Below are 22,129 nucleotides of genomic sequence, written 5' to 3' on the forward strand. Positions count from 1 at the left end.
CTCGTTGCAGAACGTATCGTCTACCTCCGGCCGATAGGGGTGTGGCCCGGTCAGCAATGCCGACCGGGCCACGCCCCTCAGAGCCGTTCACTCTGCGATTGCTGCGACGGGTTCGTCGTCCTCCAGGGGTGATTCCACGTGCGTTCGAAGGCCCTCGTCGAGGAATGCCGCGAACCCTTGGTCGTCGGTGCCGACGCTGCGGGACGGGGTGCGGACTGCGTTGTTGTGGAACACCTTCACGTCGCGCAGTCGCTCAAGCGTGGGGAACAGGCACCGTTCGTGCCACTCCACGAGCGCGAACGATGGCTCGACCTGCGCGGCGCTGTACGCCGCGCGATGCGCGACCATGAGCGCGGTGAGCAGTTCCACGGCGACGGGGCTTTCGAACCAGGTCGGGGGTAGCGGGTACACCTCGCTGCCGAGGAAGCGCAGGTACCTCTCCTGCAGCCAGCCGACGAACTCGTGCAGTTCCGCCCAGAGGTCCGAGCGGTTCGCTCCGCGGAGCGTCCGCCAGGTCCACGGTCCGTCGGGTTGTCCCTCGAGGAGTTCGCCGAGAAACTCGACCTTCCCCTCGAGCTCGTCGAGCCGTTCTTCCGCCGGCTTCATGCTGCAGCCTCCGCCGGCGACGGGACCAAGCCCTCACGCTGCAGCGTCCACTGGATGGAGTCCGTGCATGACTTCTTCGCGTCGGTCTCCCACCATCCCGGCAGACGCACCACCGAGGCGGCGAGCTCCCGGTAGAACAGCAGCCCTTGCCCCTCCGGAATCTGCCGGATCTCTGACGCCGGCAGGATCCGCTCCTGCGTCCACGACGTCGTATCGGACAGGCCGCTGCCGGACCTGGTCGACGACTGCCGTTCGACGAGGCGGTCGCCGATCAGCCGGGACATGTCCTCGGCGAAGTCGGCGTCCTTGCTGCCGCCGAGAACGATCAGCGCGGTTGCCGATTCGATGATCGTTCCGGCGCCTTCCTTGCCCCACCGCTGGCGGAGCTGGTCGCGGGTCTGCGCGATCACCCACGGCAGGATCCCGCGGCCGCCTCCGTCTGTCATCAGCGACGGCAACGACGGGATCGGCGCCACGTTCGCGACCTCGTCGAGCACGAGCGTCATCGGTGGGTCCAGCCGTCCCTCCACAGTCCGGGTGGACTGCTTCCGCGCCGCACGCTCAATCGACGCGACCAACGCGGTGATGACCGGCGCGCATATCGACGTCTCACCGGACTGGGTCAGGAGGTAGATCGTGTCCGTGGTCGACCAGAACCGGGCCGGGTCGAACGTCTGTGCGCCCGGCCGCGGGCACACGGCGTTCAGCACGGACCGGGTGCCGAACGCCTTCAGCGCCAGGCCCAGGGTCATGTCGGTGCTGGCGACGGTCTCCTCAGCCTTCGCGCGGCAGAACTTCCGCAGGTCATCGACCCAGCCCTCCATCGCCTCCGGGTGGGTGGTGAGGATCTCATATGGGGTGTCATCGTTGAAGTCCCGGGTCCACGCAAGCACGTCGCGCATGTTCCGGCCACTGAGCGCCGCGGCGTGCAGGAGGCAGCGGAGCACGGTGTCGGCGGATTCGGTGAAGAACTCGCTGTTCCCGCCACCCTTGAGCGGGCGGGCGTTCACGATCGCCTTCGCCCTGGCGGTGGCCTCTTCCTCGTCCTGACAGCCGGCGACGATGTCCCACGACGTCGTGTCGGGCCACATCGACACCCCTTCCGGGTCGAACACGTGGACGGTGCCCTTCCCGGCCCGGATCTTCGCCGTGGTGCGGAGCACGTCCGGCTTGGTGCCGGTCACCACGCACGCGGCCGGCGCGTCCGTAATCCGCTTGATCGCGATGCGCGCGGTCTTCCCCATGCGCGGCGGCGCGACCACCAGGGCGGTGTCCTCGGCGCGGGCGATGATCGGCGTCCGCCCGAGGTACGCGAACGGCGTCATCCCGACCAGCAGCTTGCCGGTGCCAACGCGCTTCCTGATCGCGCGGCCAGTGCTGAGCCCGTGTTGCTTCTTCGCGCCGAACAGCTTCCGCACCAGCAACCACACACCAACCCACAGCACCGCTGCGATCGCGGCATAGACGATCCACCACGTGATGAACGCCGTCCCGGTGGGCAGTGTGATCCCGGTAGGAGGACCGGACTGGAACACCAGTCGGATCAGCACCATGAGGCTCAGGAACACGTCGAACGGGCCGATGCCCGTCGCCGTGGTCGCCAGCGACGCTTGCGCGGTGGCCGCCAGGAGCGCGATCAGCAGCCAGAGTGGCCACTCCTCGCGGAACCGGTTCGAAGTACTCGTATCCGTCATCGTCGGCTCCCGTTCACTTGATGGTCTGCGCCTGCTGCGGCGCGGTCCTCTGGCGGCCTGGATCGGTCAGAGACGCCGTCTGGACGCGCCGTTCGTCGCGGCGTTCCCGCAGCCGCTCGAACAGCCCCGCGCGGTCCTGAGCGGGTGCTGACGCGGTCACGGCGCGGGCTGCGCGCATCGTGTTGTCCCGCTCGATCTGCGGCAGCGCGCGTTGGGCGCGCTGCGCGTCCGGGTCCAGGTAGTTGAAAAGGGCGTCGCGTGGGTCGCCGGCGTATACCGACGGTGCGTGCGTCACCTCGAGCGTGCGGCTGTCGATGCTCGCGATCAGGTCGTCCGCGCCGGCATCGAGCCCCGCCCAGCGGCCGGCGAGGTTCGCGCTGCGCTCGAGGGCGGCGTCCGCGGCCGCGGTCAGCGGTTGATCCGCGACGCCCTCCTCGTAGAACCGCTCCATCCCGGGCAATTCAGCGTCGAGGGTCCGCGTCAGCCTGCCGAGCTCGTCGCAGGCGAGGACCTTCGCGGTGAGCACTTCCGCGCCCACCCGCTCCTTCCCCGCCTCGTCCGCATCGTCATAGGCGAGGCCGGTCCGGATCCGCTCGTCGTACCCGTCGAGGTACGCCTGCTCCATCCGCGCCTGCAGCGTCGGCGACTCCACCCGCAGCTGCTCGCGCTCGGCCCGCCACCACTCCGGCTGAGGCGGCAACTGCTCGCCGCGGTCCACCAGGGCGTCCCACACCTGCGGTGCCAGACGCAGCGCCTCGGCACGGTTCGCGGCAGTCACCTCGGGCAGCTCCTCGCCGACCGTCCGGGCCTCCGCGATCTCGTAGCTGAGGACCTCCACGAACCGCCGGGACTCGATCGTCTCCTGCACCGGCCGACGCAGCGCGACGCTCACAAACGGCGCCAGCTCCTCACCGCTTTCCCGATCCGGCCAGTCCGATTCATCCCACAGGTCCGCCCGGGCACCGCTCTGGATCTGCGCGGCGATCCGCGACGGGTCGAGCTGAGGCGCACGCTGCCCAACGTCGACGGATGGGCGGTCAGCGAACCGATACAACGCCACGTCGATTGTCTCGGTCCGTGTGCCTCCGGTCTCGGCGATGCGCTCCCGTGCGGCGTCGGCGAGGTACGCCTGGTCCATGCGGGCAGTTGGGGTGAGCTGGGTCGCCTCCAACGGCCCACGAGGGTCGACGAGAGTGCCGGTGAGGCCGTAGTCCTGGACAGCGCCGATGACGTCCGCCCGCCACTCGTCGACGTCGTCGGCCCCTGCCGCGACTGCCTCCGCGTATCGGTCCGCCATCCTCGCGATCGCCTGGAGCTGCCCGGTTCGGCGCTCGTGCTCCCCGAGCGTGTGCAGCGTTTCCGTATCGATGGTTCTGCTCGGAACGAGTTCGCCGGCCTCGGGGTCCCAGCTCGTCCCCGTCAGACCTTCCCGCGTCAGGAACGCCTCCAGCGCACGGCGGGCGAGTTCGGCGCCCGTGCGCGCGAACGCGACCCAATCGACCTCCGGTGCCTGGGCCACCGCAGCGGCCGCTCGTGTCACCGCGTCGGCGTTGATGCTGTCTTCAGCCATGATCCGTGTCCTTCCGTGCTGCTTCAGTGGGCGGACGCGGCTGCGCCGCCGTCGGTGTCGGCGGGCTCGTGCCAACCAGTCGTCATCGGCACGGTCACGCCGGGAGCGGAGGCCGTGGACACGCTCATGCGACGTTCTCCGTCGAGGCGCCGGCGTCGATGGTGCCCGGGTCAGCGAGGAGCTCCGGGAGGTCCGCCGCGTCGGCGTCCTTGTTGTCGATCCACCAGCGGGCTTGGTCGAGCGGCCGCGCCAAGGCGAGGACCTGCTCCTCGAACTCCGCGTCGCTGAGCTCGCCCTCCTGGACGAGCGTTTCGTACGCGCCGCGGATCAGCTCCGCGCGGATCCGCAGCGCCCACGGCACCTGCTTTTCCGTGCCGACGAGATCCAGCGGCAGGCCGTCACGTTCGGCGTCCTCACGGATCTGCTTCGCTTCCCCCTTGTGGCGGGCGTCGCGGTCGGCGTAGGACTCGCCGGTGCCGTTCTGCTGCTTGAAGCAGCGGCCGCACACGAGGTGCTCACCGAACCACTTCGCGGATGCGGCCCGCTTGCCGGCGGGCTTGTCGGACAGGTCGCGGTTCTCGATGTGCCCGCACGTGTATTCCACGGGCCAGATCGTCTTGACGGGCATGGTTATCGGTCCTTCCGGCGCGTGCGCGCGTTTCGTACAGTGAGCGGATGGCGGGTATTTGGGAGGCGCGTCCCCCGCAGGGTGGGGCGCCGGTCACGGCGGCGTCGGTGTGGGAGTACGACCTCGTACACGGGATGAAGCCGCACCCGTGGTGGCTGTGCCCCACGCACGACTGCCCGGTGGTGCTGCATCACCGCAACGGCACCGATTCCCGGGCATCGTCGTTCGTGCATCCCCGTCGCACGGAGGACGCCCCAGAGCAACGGCACGTCATTGGTTGCGACTACGACTTCGCGGCGGTCGCCGCGAGACTGCGCGACAAGCACGGCGACGTCGTCAACATCCGTCACGGGCGCGACCCGAACCGTGTCGGCCTCGACCTGCACGTCGGTGTTCCCAAGAACAGCCACAGCCCTGCGAGTTACCGCCGCGAGGTGCTTCGCGGTGCGGCCTCGATCGCAGCGTTCATTGCGAGGCACCGGCACGAGCCGTTGGTCCTCGCACGATTCCGGGCACATGTCGGCAGCCGGTACATCCCGTGGGAGCAGTTCTCCTACGGCCCCTCCGTAGGGTCGTTGCGGCGACTGCACCAGGCCGCCGTGAACGGCCTTGACCATCCGGTGTTCCTGCGCACGGTCCTCGCGCACAACGTTCGTGAGGAGTTCCGGAACAAGAAGGGCGGCTACTCCGTCCGGGTGCAACCCGCCGACGCGGATGACACCATCGCGTGGGTGCATACGCCACCGACAGTCACGGCTCTCGTCGGGCGTGCACGCCGCGGCGTTGCGGTGCTGTCCGACACTGTCGGCATCCACGACGGTTTGCTCACCGTCGGCGTGGGAAGCGACAGCGACATCCTGGTCGTCGACCGCTGAGGTCGCCGCCTGCTGATGGCGGTCCCGGAGCGCTCCGAGGATTTGGAACACGCCTGGTTCCCTGGTGTTCGCGGCAGTGACCTGCTTCGTGCGTCGTCGGTTCTCGTCCGGATCGGTGTCGACGACCCAGATGTAGAAGCAGCCGTGGGTGTCGCCGGCGGGGAACTGGTCGTGTGCTTCCCACAGCGTCGACGCGACGACCCACACGATCCGTGCGGACGGCCACACGACCCGGATCGCGGTTTCGGTGGCGTCGAGGAGCCCGGCCACGGTGGGCTGCGGGCCGATCGTCGCGACCGGGGCGCTGCGGTCCCAGTCGGTGAGGAGCGTCCACTCGTGGGTGGTGTCGGCGGCATCGCGCCGCCATTCCAGTAAGTAGTCCGGTGTTCCGAGGGGGAGGAGCTCGTCGGCGAGTTCCACGAGCGGCAGGAACGACACCGGGATGCCGTGCCACACCGTCCCTGCGGCGGTGGCTGTGGCCGGGATCCCGTCGACCCGCGGGTCGTGGACCGTGTTACCCATGCGCGGTCATTCCCAGGGATGCGAGCGCGGCCGCTGCGGCTGCCCGCAACGTCGCCTCGGACGATGTGACTGGTGCGGTGAAGCAGCACACCGGCTGCTGCATGCGGTCCCACGTGGCGACCCCCCACAGCGCGAGGGCTGGGTCGTGTCGGAGCCCAGCGATCAGGGTGACGCCCCACTGTTCGTCGGCTTCGTCGTCGAAGCTGATGGGGAGCCAGCCGGTGAGGTCGCAGGCGATCGTCCCGCCGAGATCCGCTTCGGTGAACACTGCGGCGTGCGCGTCGGTGTCAGACATGATGCGTTCTCCTTCAGTGGTGCGGGTCAGATCGGGGTGACGTCGAAGTGCGAAACGTCGTGGCCGAACAGCATGGCCACAACGGCTGCGATCGCGGCGATCCCGAGGACGCATGCGCCGATCACGACCGCGTCGCGCCGGCGCATCGGCTGCCGTGGACGCGGTATCGCGGACAACGCTGGGCTGCGTGTGCGGTCAGCCGGCGGGGGCTCGCGCCGACGGGGGCGAGGAAGCACACCACCGGCTCCGCTGGCCGGTCGCGCACGGTGACACACCAGATCGCGAGGGTGGGATCGTGGTCGACGCCGGTGATGAGGGTCGCGACCCACTGCTCCTGGTTGCCGTCTCGGAACGGGTCGATGCTGATCCAGCCGGTGGGTGTGCAGTCGATCGTGCCGCCGAGCAGGTCGCCGGTGAATGTTGGCTGTTCCTCGGCCGGCTGCCGGTCACGCATCAGCGTCCGCCTCGTCGGAGTCAGCGATGTCGAGGTCGATCGCGTCGACGATGATGCTCATCGCGCCGCGGCTGGTGTCCACCTCGCCGAGGGCGGAGAGCATCCCATCGTCGGGGAGGCCATCGACGAGCGCTTCGTACTTCACCCAGATGGGTTCGCACGTGACGCAGCCGCGCAGGTGTGCGATCCGGTCGACGGCGACGATCAGGTCCCGCCCGTCTGTGAGGGTCACGACCGCTGCGGGACGGCCGTTGTAGGGGTGAGCGAGGGTCTCCACGGAAGCGGCGAAGATCGACCGGACCACCGGGGACGCGGCCGGATCGCCTTTCGGGTGGTGTCCGACGCTGACGTAGGGCAGGACCGCGTCGACGTCGCTGTCGACGAGGTGCCGGACCTGCGTCACTGCGGCGTCGACGGTGCTGATGGTCGTCGACGGTTCGGTCTGCTGGATAGTCATGCGGGTTGCCCTCCGTGAGTGGTGGTGCGGTTGCGGTTGGTGACGAGTTGCTGGATGCGGGACATCGACAGTCCCGACGCTTCCGCGGCGGCTTCCCGGCCGACGGCGATCGCGGCGTCCGCGATCGCGTCATCCCGCGCCTGCCGCGACGCCTGATAGGCGGCGACGGCGCGGCGGACCTGGTCGATCGGGTCCGGGTGCGGCTGGGTGGCAGTCATGAGCGGGGCTTCCCCTTCGCCGCGGACAGGGTGAGTTTCTCGGTGGTGCTGCCGAGGTCGACGTGCTGATGCGAGCACGGGTCCTCGAACTGGCGGAAGTTCGACAGGGGCGTGTTCGGCCGGCACTGCACCTGCCCGACCTGCGAGCCCTTCGGCATGATCGTGTTCAACCAGGTCAGGAACTCGATGTCCTGCGGGCCCGAGCCGAGGAGCGGTTTCCCACCGACAGAGTTGAAGTCCACGGCCACGGCCGGGTTCTTGCAGTGCAGCGACCCCGAGGAGCAGTGCGTGCCGATCCCGACACAGGGCCGGTTCATGTCGGAGATCTGCACGGACCCGTACTTGTTGAGTGCGGCGACGAGGATCTGCAGGATGCGAGTGTCGACCTGGCAGCCGGGCTTGGTGGTGCCAGAGGTGATCGGGAGGATCTCCTGCTCCACCATCTGCGGGTGGTACGTGTCGGTGAAGGTGCCCTTCTTCCACGCAGCCGCCAGCACCGACGCGAGCTCCTTCTGATCCCCGGAGACGTCGCAGCCCGACGTCGTCGCTGTCCCGGTGAGCGCCTTCACGACGTCCTGGGCTTGGGAGAAGAACTCGGCGTAGTGGTACGGGTCGGCGTTGCCCTGCACGGCGTGCGCGGCAAGAGTCGGCTCCATCGACTCCCACCCGTCGACCTGCAGCAGCTTCGTCAGGAACGCCTTCGCAGCGGTGGGGATGTCGAGCCGCTGGTCGCGGGTGCCGTAGGCGGCGTTCTGCTGGAGCACGCCGATGGTGGTGTTATCGACCGCGTCACCGTGGTTCGGGTTCGACAGCGACGATTCCCCCATCGCGGTCATCACGACGATCGTGGTGGCCTGCTGGTTCACCTGCATCTGCTCCGCAGCACCGATCAGCTGCGCGGCCACCGTCAGCTGGTCGTGGCCCCACTGCCCGACCTTGTCCGGCACCGTCGCGGTCACCGTCCCGGTTGTCCCGGACGCGGTGCCGCATGCGGCGGCGGCCGCGGCGGGCGGGTTCGATGACGCGGCGACGGCGAAGTAGATCCCGCCGACGATCAGCAGAATCGGGGCGAGGATCAGCGCGATCACCGCGAGGATGCCGCCCTTCACTGCCCGGCCCCGTTCACTGAGTGCTCCTGGGCAGTTGCGCGGAGACCACCAGCCACCGGCCGCCCTGCTGCTGCAGGTTGACCGTGTACCGGCCGGCGTCGGTGGGGACGGTGACGATCGCGGGCACCGGATCGGACTCGCCGTCATCGTCCGCACTACCCGGCACGGGAGCCGCGGAGGCGCCCGCGATGACGACCGCCTTCCCCGTCACCCGGGTCCCGGGCACCTGGGTCCGGTCCGTGCCGGCGTACGCGGTTTTCGCCTGTTCGGTGAGGTAGTCGCTGTATGTCTTCTGCCACGCGTCAACCGGGACCTGGTGGTCCGTGAATGCGGTCACGAAGCCGGCGGCCGCCGACTCCGGCGTGTCCGACGGCGCCGACGTCGGTACGGGTGCCGTCGACGCTGTCGTGGTCGGTGTGGCCGCGGCCTGTTCCGGTGCGGGCACCGACGTCTGCCGCGCGAGTCCGAGGGCGAGTCCTGCGCCGAGGATGATCGCGACGGCGCCGAATGCGGCCGTGAACACCGCCCACGTCGGGAGGCCCTTGTCGTCCTGTCGGGCGTTCATGCCGCCACCAGGCTCGGCAGCTGCGCGTTCTCGTCCTCGAGCATCCCCATCGCGTAGTTCGTCTCGGTGATCTTCTTCTCCAGGCTCGAGCGGATGTGCGCCACCCGGGTTTCGGCGTCGATGCCGACCTTCTTGAAGTGGTGTCCCTGCGGCAGCGTCATGAGGTAGTCCGACGCCCCGGTGCGCAGGCCCGCGATCGCGGCCGCCTGCTGCGCGTCGTCCTGCCGGGCCTGCCGGAACAGGTGCAGGGTGCCGGCTTCCTTAATGAAGGAGATCGCGGGGTCGTCGGTGGGGATGTCGGCCACGTGGTGGATGTTCACCACGTTCGACAGGCCCAGCGCGCGGGACAGTTTCGAGTTCGACCGGATCACGGCGCCCATCGGCCCGCCCACGAGGAACCAGCCTTCGTCGACGCAGAAGTTCGTCTGCTGCTGCTCCGTGGAGGTGCGGATCGCGCCGATGGTCCACGCGTTGGCGAGCATCATCCCGATCGACCGGGCGGGCCCGTCCTCGGGCAGCTGGCTGAAGTCGAAGAACGTCGCCTTGTCATCCAGCGCCACGCTCGAGGAGGTGTCGCCGTCGAACAGGCCGGGCATCTCTTCCGGGATCCGCTCGAGCAGGATCCGGGCGCCGTAGCCGGCGAGCTCCTGGTGGTCCTTGACGAACGAGCTCAGCCCGGCGTACTCGGGGACGTCCATGTCCCCGATCCGCTCGAGCACGTCGAGGATGTTCGCCGACCGCCCCTTGTCCTCGGCCGAGCGGAGCGCGTGCAGGACGGCGACGCGGACGGCTTTCTTCTCGAACCGGTTCAGCTCGATGTTGTCGTTGAGGACCGCGGCGGCCTGCTGCACCATCTGCACCATGCCGGTGGGGCCGGGCACGAGCTGTGTCTGCAGCAGCCGCTTGTCGAGCAGGTTCAACGTCACGCCCTCACGGGCGGCGGAGGTGGACGTGTCAGCGATGATGAACCGAATCGGATCGACCCCGATCGCTGCAGCGACGGGGGTGTACTCCCCGAACCCGGAGTCACCGGTGAACGGCTTGATGTCGATGACCACCACCCGGCGGCCCTTCAACACCAGCGGGCGGAGCACGTAGTCGCACTTCATCAGCGTCGACTTCCCCACCCCGACGTCGCCAATCGTGCACACGTTCGCACTGGTGACCTTCCCTGCGCGGAACGCCGCGAACTGGTCGTTCGTCGCCGGCGTCGACGACAACGTCTCGATGCCCGACAGCAGCCCCTGGAACTCCATCGGCGACGCGATCGGTGCCGGGTTGAGGATCTCCACCTGCCGGGTCGTCGACGGCGCCCCCTTCACCAGGGGGCCGTAGTAGCCCATCCGGGTCAGCAGCTTCCGCCGCTTCGGCTGGTAACCGCCGTCCGCGGCTACAGGGAACCCGTTGGCGTCCTTCCCTGGGGCGAGCTCGTCGGTGACGTCGTCGACTGCGACCGGCGCGGACCGGATGCTCCGCTTGACCCGCTGCTTCGCGGACAGCAGTCCTGCGCGCCGAGCACGACGGGTCGGCTCGTACGGCTCGTCCGTCTCGTTCGGGCTGTTCGTCGTCGCGCTCATCGAGTTGGTCCTGCTCTGTTCGAGGTTGGTGGTGGTGAGCTGCCGGATGCGGCGCCGGAGCAGCCACGCAGCGAGGGCTGTCACAGCGATCAGCAGCACGCCGGCGAGCGGGGTGATCGCGGAGCCGAGGGCGAGGCCAGCGACACCGAGCACGCCCCAGCCCATTCCGGCCCAGGCGTGCCGGTTCGATCGGCGGGCTGCGCCGCGGTAGATGGTGATGATCGCGAGAGCGAACGTCGCCTGCACGGCGATGATCAACGACCAGCCGATGACGATCACAGCGACTCCGCCGCTTCCTGGTCATCGGTGTGGCGCAGCAGGCGGCGGGTCGCCCGGCGGGACCACCCGTACAGCACGGCCAGCGGGAGCAGCACCAACACGCAGATTCCCGCGACCGGACCGACCAGGGTCGCGGCCGGCATGCTGAGCGCGATCGCGGTGAGGAACGTGATCGCGGCGCCCATGGTCGGTCGCACCGCCGACAGCAGCGCTGTTCCGAACGCGAGGAAGAACACCGCGCCGAACACGGCGAAGAAGATCTGATCGAGGGTCACAGCGATTCCTTCGCTTCCTTGCCGGCTGCGAGCTTCTCCACGCGGGTGCCGATGGACGCGTTCGAGGAGGCGATGCCGCGGCCGACGGGCCATGTGTATGCGGCGGCGGTCTGCTGGTGCGGGTCGAGCCAGGTCAGCTTGCTGATCCCGGCGTTCGATGCTGCGGCGGTGATCTCTTCGACGGCGTCGGAGAGCTCCTGCCGGCTCCCGGCGGTGACGGTGATGTAGCCGACCCAGTTCGCGCCGGCGTACCCGGTGCCGGGGGTGAGGTCGGCGATGCGCCGTTTCGCGGCTTCCTGCTCGACGGTGAGGGTGGTGTCCTCGATGCCGCCGCCGCGGGCCCGCCGGTTCGCGTCCGCGATGTCGGACACGCGGTCCTTTTCCGCCAGGAACAGGGCGTGGTCCTGCGGGGTCAGCTCGAGGTGGAAGCTGATCGTTCGCACGACTTGGTGTTCCATCTCGCCGAGCATCGGTGCCATCCACAGCGACGTGCGGTGCGAGATCTTCACGTCCTTCGCCGTCACCCGGCAGGTGCGCGACAGCGACTGCGACAGCTGCCCCTCGGGGGCGCCGACGTAGGTCATGTAGGACCAGTCCTCTTGCGAGGGCAGCCATGCCCGGTCCGGGGTGATGTCCCCGGCTTGGTCCATCGGGAACCCGGGGTGCTGCAGGTGCCGCAGGACCGCGGCGGTCTGCCGCGCCGTCAACGCACGCACGTTCCGGAACCGGGCCGCCGTGAACGCCGCCGTCACGGACCGGATTTCCCGGTCCATGACCGCCAGCCAGCCGTCGATGCCGTCGCCGGCGCGTTCGGCGCGGGCGACGAACCGGTCCGTGACGGGCCAGCAGACGACGAACATGGGCCGGTTCACCAGCTGCGCTGCGGAGATGTCGTCGACGACTTCCCGGTAGGACTCGTGGATTTCGTCCGGGATCGAGTCGTCACCGTGCTCGGCGAGCCACGCCTCGTGCGGGGCCGGGTCGGAGGGCAGGATCCGGGAGATCGTCTGCACCCGGTTCGGGAGCGTCAGTGCTGCACCGAACTGGGCGAGCACCTGCTCGTAGCCGGCGGCGGAGGCGTCGAAGACGGCGTCGGATTCGATGCCCTCGACCTGCCCGGTGGTGCTGAACACCACGGCGAGGTATTCCTGCCCGAACGACGGACGGTGCCACTGAATGCCGGGCATCCGGTTCCGCTCGCGGAGCCACAGCATCCCCTCGACCCCGTCGGGTGTGAGCCGCATCGCGTGCATCTGTCGCTCCGCCGCACGGCGCGCCCTCCGGCCGCGGGCGGACGACCACGCGTCGGTGAGCGCGTCCCAGCCGTCTTTGTCGTACGGGACGAACGTTGTCAGACCACGCTGCACACGGTCGCGGTAGGAGCGCTTGTCGATGTTCCGCTGCAGGACGGTGTTGTTCTCGGTGTCGATGGTCACGAACCACGCCACCAACGGCAGCACCGCCAACGCGATCAGGCCCCACAGCTGCCAGAACGCGGCCGCCGTGAACCCGGCAACCAGCGCAACGCTCAACGTCCAGACCCGAGTCTTGGAGATCCGTCCGCCGAAGAGGCCACGGTGGGTGACGTCACCGCCGATCAGTGAGGTCCGCATCAGCGCACCGCCCCTGCCTGCGGCACCCCACGAGGGTCATCGACGCTGAACCGCCCCCACCCGACAACGAGCAGCGACACGAACACGGCCATGACGGAACCGGCGATCAGATGGATGTCGAGGGTGGTCATCTGCTGCCCAGCACGGGCAGCAGTCCACCCGAAGACGCCGGCGATGTATCCGACCGAGAGCAACAGCACCAGGTCGGTCACCTTCCGCCGTACCGCCCGCAACGACGGCGTCTCGAGGAACACGGCAGTCCAGGTCGGGCCGGTGAACCGGCCCGTACGCTGCCGCCACCCCTGCCCTTCACCCCACAGGCCCCAGCCGTCGGACGCGACGACGGTGCCGGGGGCGACGGTGGATGGGTCCGGCAGATTCGCCGGGTAACGCTTCCAGGTACGCATCAGGAGCACTCCTTCAGAGGTCAGAGCGGGTTAGTCGTGGGAGCCGGCGTCGCCGGCCTGCTCGGCGGCCTGGTGGCCGGCACGCACCGCGGACGCGGCTGCCTTGAGGGCGGCGTTGGCGAGAACCGCGGCGACGGCGACGGGGGCGCCGACACCGGTCGCTGCGGTGCCGGCGGTCGCGGTCTTGCCGGCGGCGGTGGTGGCGCCCTTCTGCGCGGCCGCCTGCGCGGTCTTCCGTCCGCCGGACTGCGCCGCCTGATTCGCTGCACCTCCAGCCCCGGCGCCGCTGCCGCCGGTGGCGTTGATCGTCGTAGACCCACCACCGCTGGATTGTGCAGGCTGCGTCGACGGGGTCCACCCCTTGCCGCCGCCGCTGCCGTTCTGCGCGGCGTCGTTCGGACTCTGCGGCCCCGCCCCGCCTCCGCCGCCACGACCACCACCGCTGGTGGGGACCTGCGGAACGGAGCCGGCGTTGGGGCTGTTCAGCCCGCCGTCGCGGGACTGCCCGCCGCCGCCGAGTGCGGCGGCGGCTGGGGAGGCGATCTTCATCAGCGCCATCGGGGCGAAGATCATCATGCAGATCAGCACTGCCGGGAGGGCGAGGTTGACGAACACGGCGAAGTCGCCGGCGTCACCGTTCATGGCCTTCATCTGCAGGCCACCGACGGCGCGGAACACGATGCCGACGAGGAGGATCAGTAGGGCGTGGGCGAAGTTCAACGCGATCCACACCGTCGGGCCGATCTTTCCCAGGTGCCGGGTGCGGGCGTTGATCAGCCACACCAGGAACAGCGACATCAGCGCACCGGTGAGGTACATCGTGGCGAGCTGGATCAGCAGCACGAACACCACCACGATCATCCCGAGCAGCAACCCGATGAGGGTGATCTGCGAGATCAGCGCCGTCCCCCACAACGCTTGCGCGTTGTCGGACGCTGCGGCGTCGCCGAGGCTGGTGAAGTAGTCCTTCGTCGACGACGACACCGACCACAACGCGATCGAGTCCTCGAGCTGGACGAACACCTTCCCGACCAGCTGCCCGACCAGGGGCCCGAACGCAGCGGATATGACGAACCCAGGCAGCGCCACGAACAGGGTCTCGGCGAGCTCCTTGCCGGAGTTCTTGCCCTTCTGCGTCTGCACGAACGAGATCACCAGCAGCACCGCCGCGACGAGGAACGCCATCCCGAACGACACCCGGTACGACGAGATCCACCACTTCGCCGTGTAGTCGGGGTGCAGCGCGTCGATCATCGGCGGGACCAGCTTCGTCGCCACCACGTACACGCCCTGCTGCAACAGCGACGTGATGTACCCGGCGGGGTCCTTCGTGAACTCCACCGCCTTCACCACGTCGGATGCTGCTTTCGCACCGTGACCGACGATCCCGGCGACGATGCCCGTCAACCCGCTAGCGAGGTTCGCGCCGGCGTCCTGCCACCAAGCCATCAGCACCCCTCCGTGAACGTGGTGCCGGTCTGGGTGGCGTTCTGCCGCCAGTCACCGTCACCGGACGCACCCGACACGACCCAACCGCCGGCCGTGGCGGTGAGCGTGAACTGACCACCCGTGTAGTTGGTCTGCCCGTTCCGGACGTCGGCCTTCCCGTCGGTGGTCGTCGGCGCGGCGATGTCGATCGTCACCGTGTGGGTGGTGAGGTCGACCACCTTGAACGCACCCTTTGCCAGGTCGGCGGTGTGCTGTTGTGCGTCCGCGTAGGGGGTGCCCTCGTCGATCTGGTTCTGCAGCAGGTCGTGCGCTGCACCGGTGGTGGCGATGTTCACCACCTGATCGATTCCGGACCGCCACTCCGGGTCGGCCGCGGACGTGACCTGCAGGAACCCGCCGAGGAACTCCGCGGCGCCCTCGACGGTGAAGTCCTTCGTCCGCCGCAGCTGCAGCAGATCCTCTCCCGTGATCCCGGCCCCGGCAACGCACCCCGATACGGTGCGCCGCTCCGAGGTACCGAGACTGTCCACTGTTGGCGCCGAACCCGGCGTCGCAGACGACGTCGCCAGTGCTGAGGCGGACGCTGCGGGCGTGCTCGTCGGGCGCGGCAGCAGGGCCACGACGATCAGCACCACCAGGGCGGCGGCGACCACCGCGGCGGCGAAGATCAGCACCGCCTTCCGGACGCTGACCCGCTTCCGCTGTCCGGTGCTTTCGTGCTGGTCGGGGGCGCTCATCAGGCGCCTCGCTGCGCGGCGGTCGTGATCGCCACGAACAGGGTCGGGGCGAGGATCACGCCCGCGATCGCCAGCCCGGTCCCGAACGCGACGTTCCGGGCGTGCTCGGCCTCGTTCGGCTTCTTCGCATCGAGCGCCTTCCGCAGACCCAGCAGGGCCTTGATGAAGAAGAACGCCAGGATGATCAGCGCGATCCCGAGCGCACCGCCGAGGGCTGGCACCCACACGGCGTTGAAGCCGTCACCGAGCCAGTCGAAGTTCGGCGTCACCCCGCAGAACGGGTTCGTGTTGTTCCCCGAGCACGCCGCGACGACACGCGTCGGCACCGGGGCGGTGGAGATGGGCAGAACAGACATGGAGAGTCCTTTCGTGGGTTACGCCGACGCCCGGCCGGAGCCGTCGTCGTCGTCGGTTTCGGGGTCGTCGGTGGGGACGAGAGGGAGCGCACGCAGCTGCTCGGGGAGGTCTTCCGCAGGCTCGGCGTACCCGGACGCGCGACGGGCGCGGCCGTAGAAGCGCTGCAGGTTGACCGTGTCGGTGAGCTGGTGCCGGCAGAACGCGCAGTACGACGCCTGCGGCGTCTGCTTGCCGCACTCCGGGCACGTCACCCAGTCCTCACGCGGATCCGGCGCCACCGTCGGTACGACCGGCGCCTGCGGCGCCGCGGATGCTGACACCGGCTGCGGTGTGGCCGCTTCGGGCTCGGGCTCGGACGCCGCGTCGAGGCCGTCGTCGTCCGGCCCGGACGCAGGCACCGCTTCGCTCGGCCGGGACGCCGACGCCGTGCTAGGTGCCTCGCCGCGCACCACGCGGACGATCTCCGCGGCCGCGAACGTGAACGCATCCTGCGTCGCCTGGGACACCTTCGCCCACGTGATGTCACGCCGTTCCGCGATGTGTGCGTCGAACGGGATGTCGAACTGTCGTGCTCCGCCGCGCTCCTCGAGGTAGCGCACGACGTCGTCACGGTCGGCGCTGTTCTCAGGACGGCCATCCGTCATCCGCAGGATCACGGCGTTCCGAGCCAGCTCGGCCGCGTGGCCGCCAGCGGCAATCAGACCGTCGAGCATCTCGATCGCCTTCAACCCGGAGTCGCGGGCCATCATCACCGGCACGACCAGAACGTCCGCGACGTCGATCGCACCGAGGAACGGCCCCGTCGTGACGACGTTGCCGGAGTCCATGAACCGGAACCGGTAGTACTCATCGATCACCCGAGAGACACCTACGACGTCGTCCGCCGTCAGCGCCGGCCGGGACTCCCCCGGCCGGGATCCGAATACGTCGACGAACGAGGACTGCTGCACGGCGTAGCCAGCGAGCTGCCCCGACGACCGGATCGACGCGATGTCACGCACCAGGTCACCGAGATCCAGCTGCGGGGTGCCCTCCGCCCGGAGCGCCAGCGTGCCAGAGTCATCCGCGACCTCGAGCGCGCAGATGCCATTGCCCTTGACGGCAGCGAACGCAGACGCGAGCCCCAGCGTCGCCGGCGTCTTCCCGGACGTGCCCTTCGGGTTCGCGATCAGCACACCGACGGGTCGCGTGAACGCGCTGTGCAGGATCACCGCCCGCGCGCTCTCGAGCGCCGCGCCGCGCTCCCGCGCCTGCTGTTCCGCGGCGCCGGGCCGCAGCTTGAACCCGAAACGGTTCAGGGCGCCGCGGAAGCCGCTCTGTGCCACCTCACTGGTGGAGACCTCCGCTTCGCTCGAACGAAACAGGCTATGGACAGGGTCGGGGGTACGGTGCCCCTCGATGTGGTGCTGAGTCTCCAAGAGAGCCCTCCAACTTAATAAGTTGTGGGTCCCCTGCCACAGCGGAGGTTGAACCTTGACGGTCAGCAGAAGACCCTCTTCCGAGGGTAATACTAACTCAGTTTGTCAAAACCAGGTAGTGAGACAGTGTGACGGGTGCTACGCCACACTTAGGGCGTGCCGAGACCCCAGGACCCGCTAGACCCAACGGAGCCCGACCTCGACGTCGCCAGCGCGATCATGGGCAATCGAACGAAGGCCCTCGTCGTGCGCTACCTCTGGCTGAACGGTTCGACAACAGCGTCAGAGCTTGTTCGAGAGCTCGGCATCCTCCAGGGCACCATCAGTGCTTCGATGCAACAGCTTGAGCAGTGGGCTGTCGTCTCGACCGATGTGCCTGCCGACCGCCGGCACGGCCGCTCGGTCACCTACACGCTTGACCGCGAGCGTCTGCAGCAGCTCATTGACCTCTGGCGGGCATTCGTCACTGACGGAGACTGGGGCTCCTAATCGACGCTGAGTGCCGACCTACGGACGCTGTTGTACTTCTGCGTGCCCATCTCGCGGTAGGCCAAGATAAAACCCACGACGACGCAGATGGCCGCAATGCCGTTGATCACCTGATCCAGGCGGTACGTCGACGTTGACCCCGCAAAAACGGGAAGCAGAACTGTGCCGACGACACTCATGAGGAAGCCGACAGTGACGAGCGTCGCGTTGCGACGTCGTTTCGCCGATGCACCCGTGTCTCGGATCGTCGCGAGCAGGTGCGGCGCTAGCGCTACACCGATCACTGCCGGATAAGCGTTCGCCAGCGTGTTGTACCAGACGACCAGCGGATCGCTCCGGTATGCCTCGAGGGCCGGGCTCGACGCGTGGGCGCCGATGAGTGCCAGCATCATCGCCAGTGCGATCATGAACGATCCGAAGATGGCCCACCCCAGACCGCCATTCATGCGACGCGCGAGCCGTGGTGCGCCGTTGGCGTCCGCGAGGTCTACGCACACGATGTTGAGGGAGAGGAAGAGGACCCCCTTGATGACAAGGTCCAGGGCGTTGTTATCACCGACATCGAGTGCCGTGTAGATCCCCGGGATCATCAGCGCGAACGACGCCGATAGCAGCAGGAACGCGCTGATTGCGCGGAGGTTGCGGCGTCGGCTCCACTGTGGAAGCCGCGTCACAGCCAACAGCGCAGCCGGGATAGCCACCGCGGCCATGATGATTGTCAATGTGAAGTCCACGTGCTCACCCCAGGGTCTTCCAGTAGTTCGCTTCCACAAGATCCGCCCGGATCTTTCTGCGCAGCGTCCTCAATCGGGCGTCGGCGAGGTCGATGAGGTCGGTGTCCGAGCACTCGATGAGCGCGGTGTCACGTACGGTCGGAGCCCACCCCGCCTCCGCAGCCGACACCAGGCCGATGATGACCAGCCCCACTGTCGGCGTCCCACCGGCCATGACGGCTGCGGTCACGGCCTGCTCCGGACTCAGCGTGTTCGCGCTGATAGCCCGTGAGAGGGAAGTCTTGTCAAGGGTAGTTGCCTCGACAAGCCTGCCTCGAAGGGTTCCGTTGGCGTCCATGGCATCGAACCAGTAGCGGGTGGATTCTTCGAACGGGAAGGCTTGTAGCTCGTACCCCGCAGCGCCAACCATCCTGGCGATCTCCGACCGGCGCCGCTTCGAGATCTCCAACAAGACATCCTCGACCTGCACCTGGCTGAGCGCTTCTCGCGATGTTGGCTGGACCACGTCCACCGCAGCGAACACGGGGAATCCCTGGAGATCCCGAACAGGGTTTCTACCCAGAGCGCGACTCACCGCGACCACGACCGACCACGACACGCGTGAGCGAAGTCGCTGCGCTCTGATCTTGGCGACGTTCTCCCCGATCAGAGACGCCAGCTCACCGGACCGCGACGGCGCACCTACCATCGCCAGCCACGCCGCGAACGCATCTTCCGAGAGCATGCTCTAGAGTACCATTCGACAACAACTTACCCTGGTTGACAATCTGCTCACGAGACCCGACTCGCAGCCCGGAACTACCGGAGGTCATCATGACTACTCGTAGCAAAGCACAAGTGACCGTCTCTGCTTGCGACACTACCCCAGAGCTCATCTGGCGCTCCGGCCCCGCCCGGGAGTTCGCGACATTCCGATCCGCCAGCGCCGACGAGTTCAACGCAGCGGTCGAGGGCTGGTTGCCCGGTTACACCCGGTGGACAAACGCAGCGTGACCGCGAACCACCGGCGCGCCTGCGCGCCTAACCGCTTGTTAACACGACAGACTGCGGGCATGGGTGTGAACGCTGGAACTCGACGCAACCGGCTGCCGCGTGGGCAGAAGGCCGTATACGACCATGTTTCCTTCGCCCCGACCACGGCAGAGGACTTTGGTCAGGCCGCACGTGCGTCCGGCAACCTCTCCCTGTCGATGTACCTCGAGCGCCTGGCGCTCCTGGTCAAGACCGAGCACGGCGCACTGCCGTTGCTAACTGATGACACCACGGAGGCGCTCAAACAGACCGCTTAACGACAGAACCCCCGCCGAAGCGGGGGTCCGGGGCATAGCCCCAAGTCATGTATCTCAGCACCTGGCACAGCCGCCAAGCAGATCAGGTCCTGAGGTTCCGAGAGAAGAAGCCCGGTTGGAGCCGGGAGCCTTCGCCGTACCGCCACCCCGAGAGGAGGAGGTGACCCCATCATAGCCTTATCTGCCTCAGATCTATTAGGTAATTCGACGAGCGTGTCCGGAGCGGACAATGCGTGGGCTTTGACGCAGGCGATCGCGGTCCGTCCGCAGGTCCAGTGCATGATTCGTGATGCGCACGGGGAACTGTCGTCGTCGTACCCGGCGCGCCGGTGGGTGCGGGATCCGCGGCCGCCGTCGGCGCCGTGGACGGTGCACCTCGCGGATGCGGAGGGCCGGTTCTGGTTCGCGGTGTTCGACCTGGACGCGAAGAAGCCGGAAGATCACCCGGCCGCGGCTGAGGAGCTCGGTGTGCTGGTGCGGGTGCTCGAGGGTGAGAACGTCCCGCATGTGGTGCTGCGCTCCTCCCCCGGCGGCGGCTATCACGTGTGGGTGCCGACGGCCGCGTTGCCGCTGGGTCTGATGGAGCAGCTGTCAGCGGCAGCGAAAGCGGTCCTGTCGGAGACCCTGGACCGCGGCATGCTCCACAACGCCACCAGCGGCGCTGTACGTCCGCCACTGTCACCGCACCCCGCCGGTGGGACGTCACAGCTGATGGCTGGGGATCTCGCGATGCTGCACCGGGATGCTCCAGGCCGTGTTGACGCGGAGCGGATGCTGCGGCTGATCGCCGCGTTTCGGCAGCTCCGCCCCGCCGACTCCCCCGAGCAGGAGCAGCCCATGGGCCGGCTCGTTCCTGGCTACCGGCCCCGCAAGCCGTTGTCGCCGCATGGCGAGCGGAGCATGGCTGTCGCCGGCGGCGGCGCGAACCCGTCGCACAACGGCTACCTGTGCCTGCTCGCGGCCGCCCGTGCGGGCTGGTCGTTCGATGACGTCCGCCATGCCGCGCAGACGGCGCCGGGGATGGAGCACTACCGCACCAAGCGCCTCCCCTCCGGGCGCCGGCGTCGCCTGCAGTCGGCGGAAGCCGAGGCGCGGATGCACAAACAGTGGGAACGCGCCCTGGATCACGTCGTCACGGACAGCGTCCGCCCCGACTGGACCGCGCCGAAGGACCTCTCCGAGCTCGCCGCGCTCGTCGACGACGTCGACGCCGTGATGACGGCACTGCGGGTCTCCCCCGGCCGGTGGGCGGTCACGGAACACGGCCTCCACGATGCCACGGTGCTCCGCGCGATCGCGTGGCTCACCCTCACCAGCGGCTCCCGCACTGTCGCGGCCGCGAAACGCTCCGTGGCCACCCTTACCGGGATACCCGCTCCGACCGCTGGCAGGACCCTCTTGCGGCTCGTCAAGGCGGGCCACCTGGCCAAGCGGCGCGCACACGACGACGACCACGCGGCCGTCTACGCCCTCGGGAACACGTTCTCCACAGCCCAGAAACATGTCGAACCACTTCACAATATGAACGCCCGCCCCCCGGGGCAGCTTTTTGACACCCGTACCGTTCTGCTCGACCAACTGACCGACGAGCTCGAAGCCGGCCGACACGACGTCTTCACCCGTAATGGCCTCGGTTCCACCGCCCGTCGCGCGTACGAAGCCCTGCAGCGCGATGCTCGTACACCGCAGCAAGTCGCCGACCGTGCGGGACTTCCCGTAGGACGGGTCCGTGCGTCGCTGAGGATCCTCCGCCGGTACTCCCTCGCAACCCGTGTACCCGGCGGCTGGCGCCGCCGCGTACACGACCACCGACGACGGATCGCCGCAGCACTCGGCGTCGACGGTCTGCTCAAGCGCCGCAACGCGCTCTACGCGGCCGAACGAGAGATGTGGGCCTGGTGGAAGGAACACCTCTCCACCCGAGGCGGCCGACAGCCACGCACCCGACATCAACGAGACCCCCGCTCCCCCAAGACCATGCCCGTCCGATTCGTCCTCACCGACGCGCGCGGCGGCCCAGACGCCTTTCCGGAGTACCCGACGCATCCCGACGGCCTTGGCGACCACACAACGGCGTACCGCGTAGTCACCACCATCGGCCTCCAAGCCCTCCGCGACCTCGAGCTCTCCGCCTAGGTGGCGCTAGCCTGCACCGTATGAGCCCAGAGCGTCGTTCCTCCGACCCTGACGGCGTCACCGAACACAGCAAGCGTGAGTGGACGGCCGAAGGCGGGCTTCTCGACACGATTACCGGCGCTGGACTCGGAGTGAGCTTTTGCGTGCTGCTTGTCGTCGCGATGGTCCACAGCCTGACGCACTGACCTCGGCTGCCTGCAATGAAGAGCAACCGATACCGGCATTACTTGCAGCCCAAGTAGTGCACTCTATGCCAGCCGTACCCGTACTACTTGGGATGTCGGCGATGCTTGCATTACCAGTAAAGCGGGTATATCTTAGATCGCAACCACCGCTTGTCTTGCTGGCAAAACAGGCATCATCAGTAATACTGGTA

Annotated in this window: 25 protein-coding genes; 4 read left to right on the forward strand and 21 right to left on the reverse strand. The window is 68.3% G+C overall.

Annotated elements, in window-relative coordinates; translation table 11 throughout:
- Positions 1-87: 87 nt before the first annotated feature.
- From KZI27_RS00960 to KZI27_RS01050, 19 genes are all read right to left on the reverse strand, one after another.
- A complete protein-coding gene (locus KZI27_RS00960) occupies positions 88-606 on the reverse strand; it encodes a hypothetical protein (protein WP_222657599.1) in 519 nt (172 codons plus the stop codon).
- On the reverse strand, positions 603-2,300 hold the full coding sequence (locus KZI27_RS00965; RefSeq protein ID WP_222657600.1) for a type IV secretory system conjugative DNA transfer family protein: 1,698 nt from the start codon (positions 2,298-2,300) through the stop codon (positions 603-605). Before KZI27_RS00965 ends, KZI27_RS00960 begins: the two co-directional genes overlap by 4 nt.
- Positions 2,301-2,313: 13 nt before the next feature.
- Positions 2,314-3,870 carry a hypothetical protein gene (locus KZI27_RS00970; protein WP_222657551.1) on the reverse strand — a complete coding sequence of 519 codons (1,557 nt, stop codon included), beginning with the start codon at positions 3,868-3,870 and terminating at the stop codon, positions 2,314-2,316.
- A gap of 124 nt (positions 3,871-3,994) precedes the next feature.
- On the reverse strand, positions 3,995-4,498 hold the full coding sequence (locus KZI27_RS00975) for a hypothetical protein (RefSeq protein ID WP_222657552.1): 504 nt from the start codon (positions 4,496-4,498) through the stop codon (positions 3,995-3,997).
- 2 nt (positions 4,499-4,500) lie between these two features.
- Positions 4,501-5,895: a hypothetical protein gene (locus tag KZI27_RS00980; RefSeq protein WP_222657553.1), complete on the reverse strand. Its 1,395-nt coding sequence runs from the start codon at positions 5,893-5,895 to the stop codon at positions 4,501-4,503.
- Positions 5,888-6,190: a hypothetical protein gene (locus KZI27_RS00985; protein WP_222657554.1), complete on the reverse strand. Its 303-nt coding sequence runs from the start codon at positions 6,188-6,190 to the stop codon at positions 5,888-5,890. Before KZI27_RS00985 ends, KZI27_RS00980 begins: the two co-directional genes overlap by 8 nt.
- Before the next feature lie 121 nt (positions 6,191-6,311).
- Positions 6,312-6,644, reverse strand: coding sequence for a hypothetical protein (locus tag KZI27_RS00990; protein WP_222657555.1), 333 nt, complete (start codon positions 6,642-6,644; stop codon positions 6,312-6,314).
- On the reverse strand, positions 6,637-7,101 hold the full coding sequence (locus tag KZI27_RS00995) for a hypothetical protein (RefSeq protein ID WP_222657556.1): 465 nt from the start codon (positions 7,099-7,101) through the stop codon (positions 6,637-6,639). The genes KZI27_RS00990 and KZI27_RS00995 overlap by 8 nt, the downstream gene beginning before the upstream one ends.
- A complete protein-coding gene (locus KZI27_RS01000; RefSeq protein WP_222657557.1) occupies positions 7,098-7,319 on the reverse strand; it encodes a hypothetical protein in 222 nt (73 codons plus the stop codon). Before KZI27_RS01000 ends, KZI27_RS00995 begins: the two co-directional genes overlap by 4 nt.
- Entirely contained in the window at positions 7,316-8,428 is a 1,113-nt protein-coding gene (locus tag KZI27_RS01005; RefSeq protein WP_222657558.1) for a hypothetical protein, read from the reverse strand. The genes KZI27_RS01000 and KZI27_RS01005 overlap by 4 nt, the downstream gene beginning before the upstream one ends.
- 13 nt (positions 8,429-8,441) lie before the next feature.
- Positions 8,442-8,993 (reverse strand): hypothetical protein, encoded by a 552-nt coding sequence (locus KZI27_RS01010; protein ID WP_222657559.1) that lies wholly within the window; start codon positions 8,991-8,993, stop codon positions 8,442-8,444.
- Positions 8,990-10,849 carry a hypothetical protein gene (locus KZI27_RS01015; protein ID WP_222657560.1) on the reverse strand — a complete coding sequence of 620 codons (1,860 nt, stop codon included), beginning with the start codon at positions 10,847-10,849 and terminating at the stop codon, positions 8,990-8,992. The genes KZI27_RS01010 and KZI27_RS01015 overlap by 4 nt, the downstream gene beginning before the upstream one ends.
- Positions 10,846-11,124: a hypothetical protein gene (locus KZI27_RS01020; RefSeq protein ID WP_222657561.1), complete on the reverse strand. Its 279-nt coding sequence runs from the start codon at positions 11,122-11,124 to the stop codon at positions 10,846-10,848. Before KZI27_RS01020 ends, KZI27_RS01015 begins: the two co-directional genes overlap by 4 nt.
- Positions 11,121-12,737 (reverse strand): hypothetical protein, encoded by a 1,617-nt coding sequence (locus tag KZI27_RS01025; RefSeq protein WP_222657562.1) that lies wholly within the window; start codon positions 12,735-12,737, stop codon positions 11,121-11,123. The genes KZI27_RS01020 and KZI27_RS01025 overlap by 4 nt, the downstream gene beginning before the upstream one ends.
- A complete protein-coding gene (locus KZI27_RS01030) occupies positions 12,737-13,144 on the reverse strand; it encodes a hypothetical protein (RefSeq protein ID WP_222657563.1) in 408 nt (135 codons plus the stop codon). The genes KZI27_RS01025 and KZI27_RS01030 overlap by 1 nt, the downstream gene beginning before the upstream one ends.
- Positions 13,145-13,174: 30 nt before the next feature.
- Positions 13,175-14,593 (reverse strand): hypothetical protein, encoded by a 1,419-nt coding sequence (locus tag KZI27_RS01035; RefSeq protein ID WP_222657564.1) that lies wholly within the window; start codon positions 14,591-14,593, stop codon positions 13,175-13,177.
- Positions 14,593-15,330, reverse strand: a complete 738-nt coding sequence (locus KZI27_RS01040; RefSeq protein ID WP_222657565.1) for a hypothetical protein — start codon at positions 15,328-15,330, stop codon at positions 14,593-14,595. The genes KZI27_RS01035 and KZI27_RS01040 overlap by 1 nt, the downstream gene beginning before the upstream one ends.
- On the reverse strand, positions 15,330-15,686 hold the full coding sequence (locus KZI27_RS01045; RefSeq protein ID WP_222657566.1) for a hypothetical protein: 357 nt from the start codon (positions 15,684-15,686) through the stop codon (positions 15,330-15,332). The genes KZI27_RS01040 and KZI27_RS01045 overlap by 1 nt, the downstream gene beginning before the upstream one ends.
- Positions 15,687-15,704: 18 nt before the next feature.
- Positions 15,705-17,105 carry a MinD/ParA family protein gene (locus KZI27_RS01050; protein ID WP_222657567.1) on the reverse strand — a complete coding sequence of 467 codons (1,401 nt, stop codon included), beginning with the start codon at positions 17,103-17,105 and terminating at the stop codon, positions 15,705-15,707.
- 156 nt (positions 17,106-17,261) lie between these two features.
- Here KZI27_RS01050 and KZI27_RS01055 point away from each other — a divergent pair, with 156 nt between their 5' ends.
- Positions 17,262-17,594, forward strand: a complete 333-nt coding sequence (locus tag KZI27_RS01055; protein ID WP_222657568.1) for an ArsR/SmtB family transcription factor — start codon at positions 17,262-17,264, stop codon at positions 17,592-17,594.
- Here the strand turns inward: KZI27_RS01055 and KZI27_RS01060 are convergent.
- Entirely contained in the window at positions 17,591-18,328 is a 738-nt protein-coding gene (locus KZI27_RS01060) for a hypothetical protein (protein ID WP_222657569.1), read from the reverse strand. The two genes, KZI27_RS01055 and KZI27_RS01060, sit on opposite strands and share 4 nt — an antisense overlap.
- Positions 18,329-18,332: 4 nt before the next feature.
- The gene (locus tag KZI27_RS01065) at positions 18,333-19,052 is read right to left on the reverse strand and encodes a hypothetical protein (protein ID WP_222657570.1); all 720 of its coding nucleotides are present in this window, start codon (positions 19,050-19,052) and stop codon (positions 18,333-18,335) included.
- 265 nt (positions 19,053-19,317) lie between these two features.
- Here KZI27_RS01065 and KZI27_RS01070 point away from each other — a divergent pair, with 265 nt between their 5' ends.
- From KZI27_RS01070 to KZI27_RS01080, 3 genes are all read left to right on the forward strand, one after another.
- Complete coding sequence (locus KZI27_RS01070) at positions 19,318-19,617, forward strand: hypothetical protein (protein WP_222657571.1); 300 nt, start codon at positions 19,318-19,320, stop codon at positions 19,615-19,617.
- A gap of 240 nt (positions 19,618-19,857) precedes the next feature.
- Positions 19,858-21,753 carry a hypothetical protein gene (locus tag KZI27_RS01075; protein ID WP_222657572.1) on the forward strand — a complete coding sequence of 632 codons (1,896 nt, stop codon included), beginning with the start codon at positions 19,858-19,860 and terminating at the stop codon, positions 21,751-21,753.
- Between the two features lie 20 nt (positions 21,754-21,773).
- A complete protein-coding gene (locus KZI27_RS01080; RefSeq protein WP_222657573.1) occupies positions 21,774-21,938 on the forward strand; it encodes a hypothetical protein in 165 nt (54 codons plus the stop codon).
- The last annotated feature ends 191 nt before the right edge of the window (positions 21,939-22,129 follow it).

This window comes from Curtobacterium sp. TC1 (assembly GCF_019844075.1).
Taxonomy (GTDB): Bacteria; Actinomycetota; Actinomycetes; order Actinomycetales; family Microbacteriaceae; genus Curtobacterium.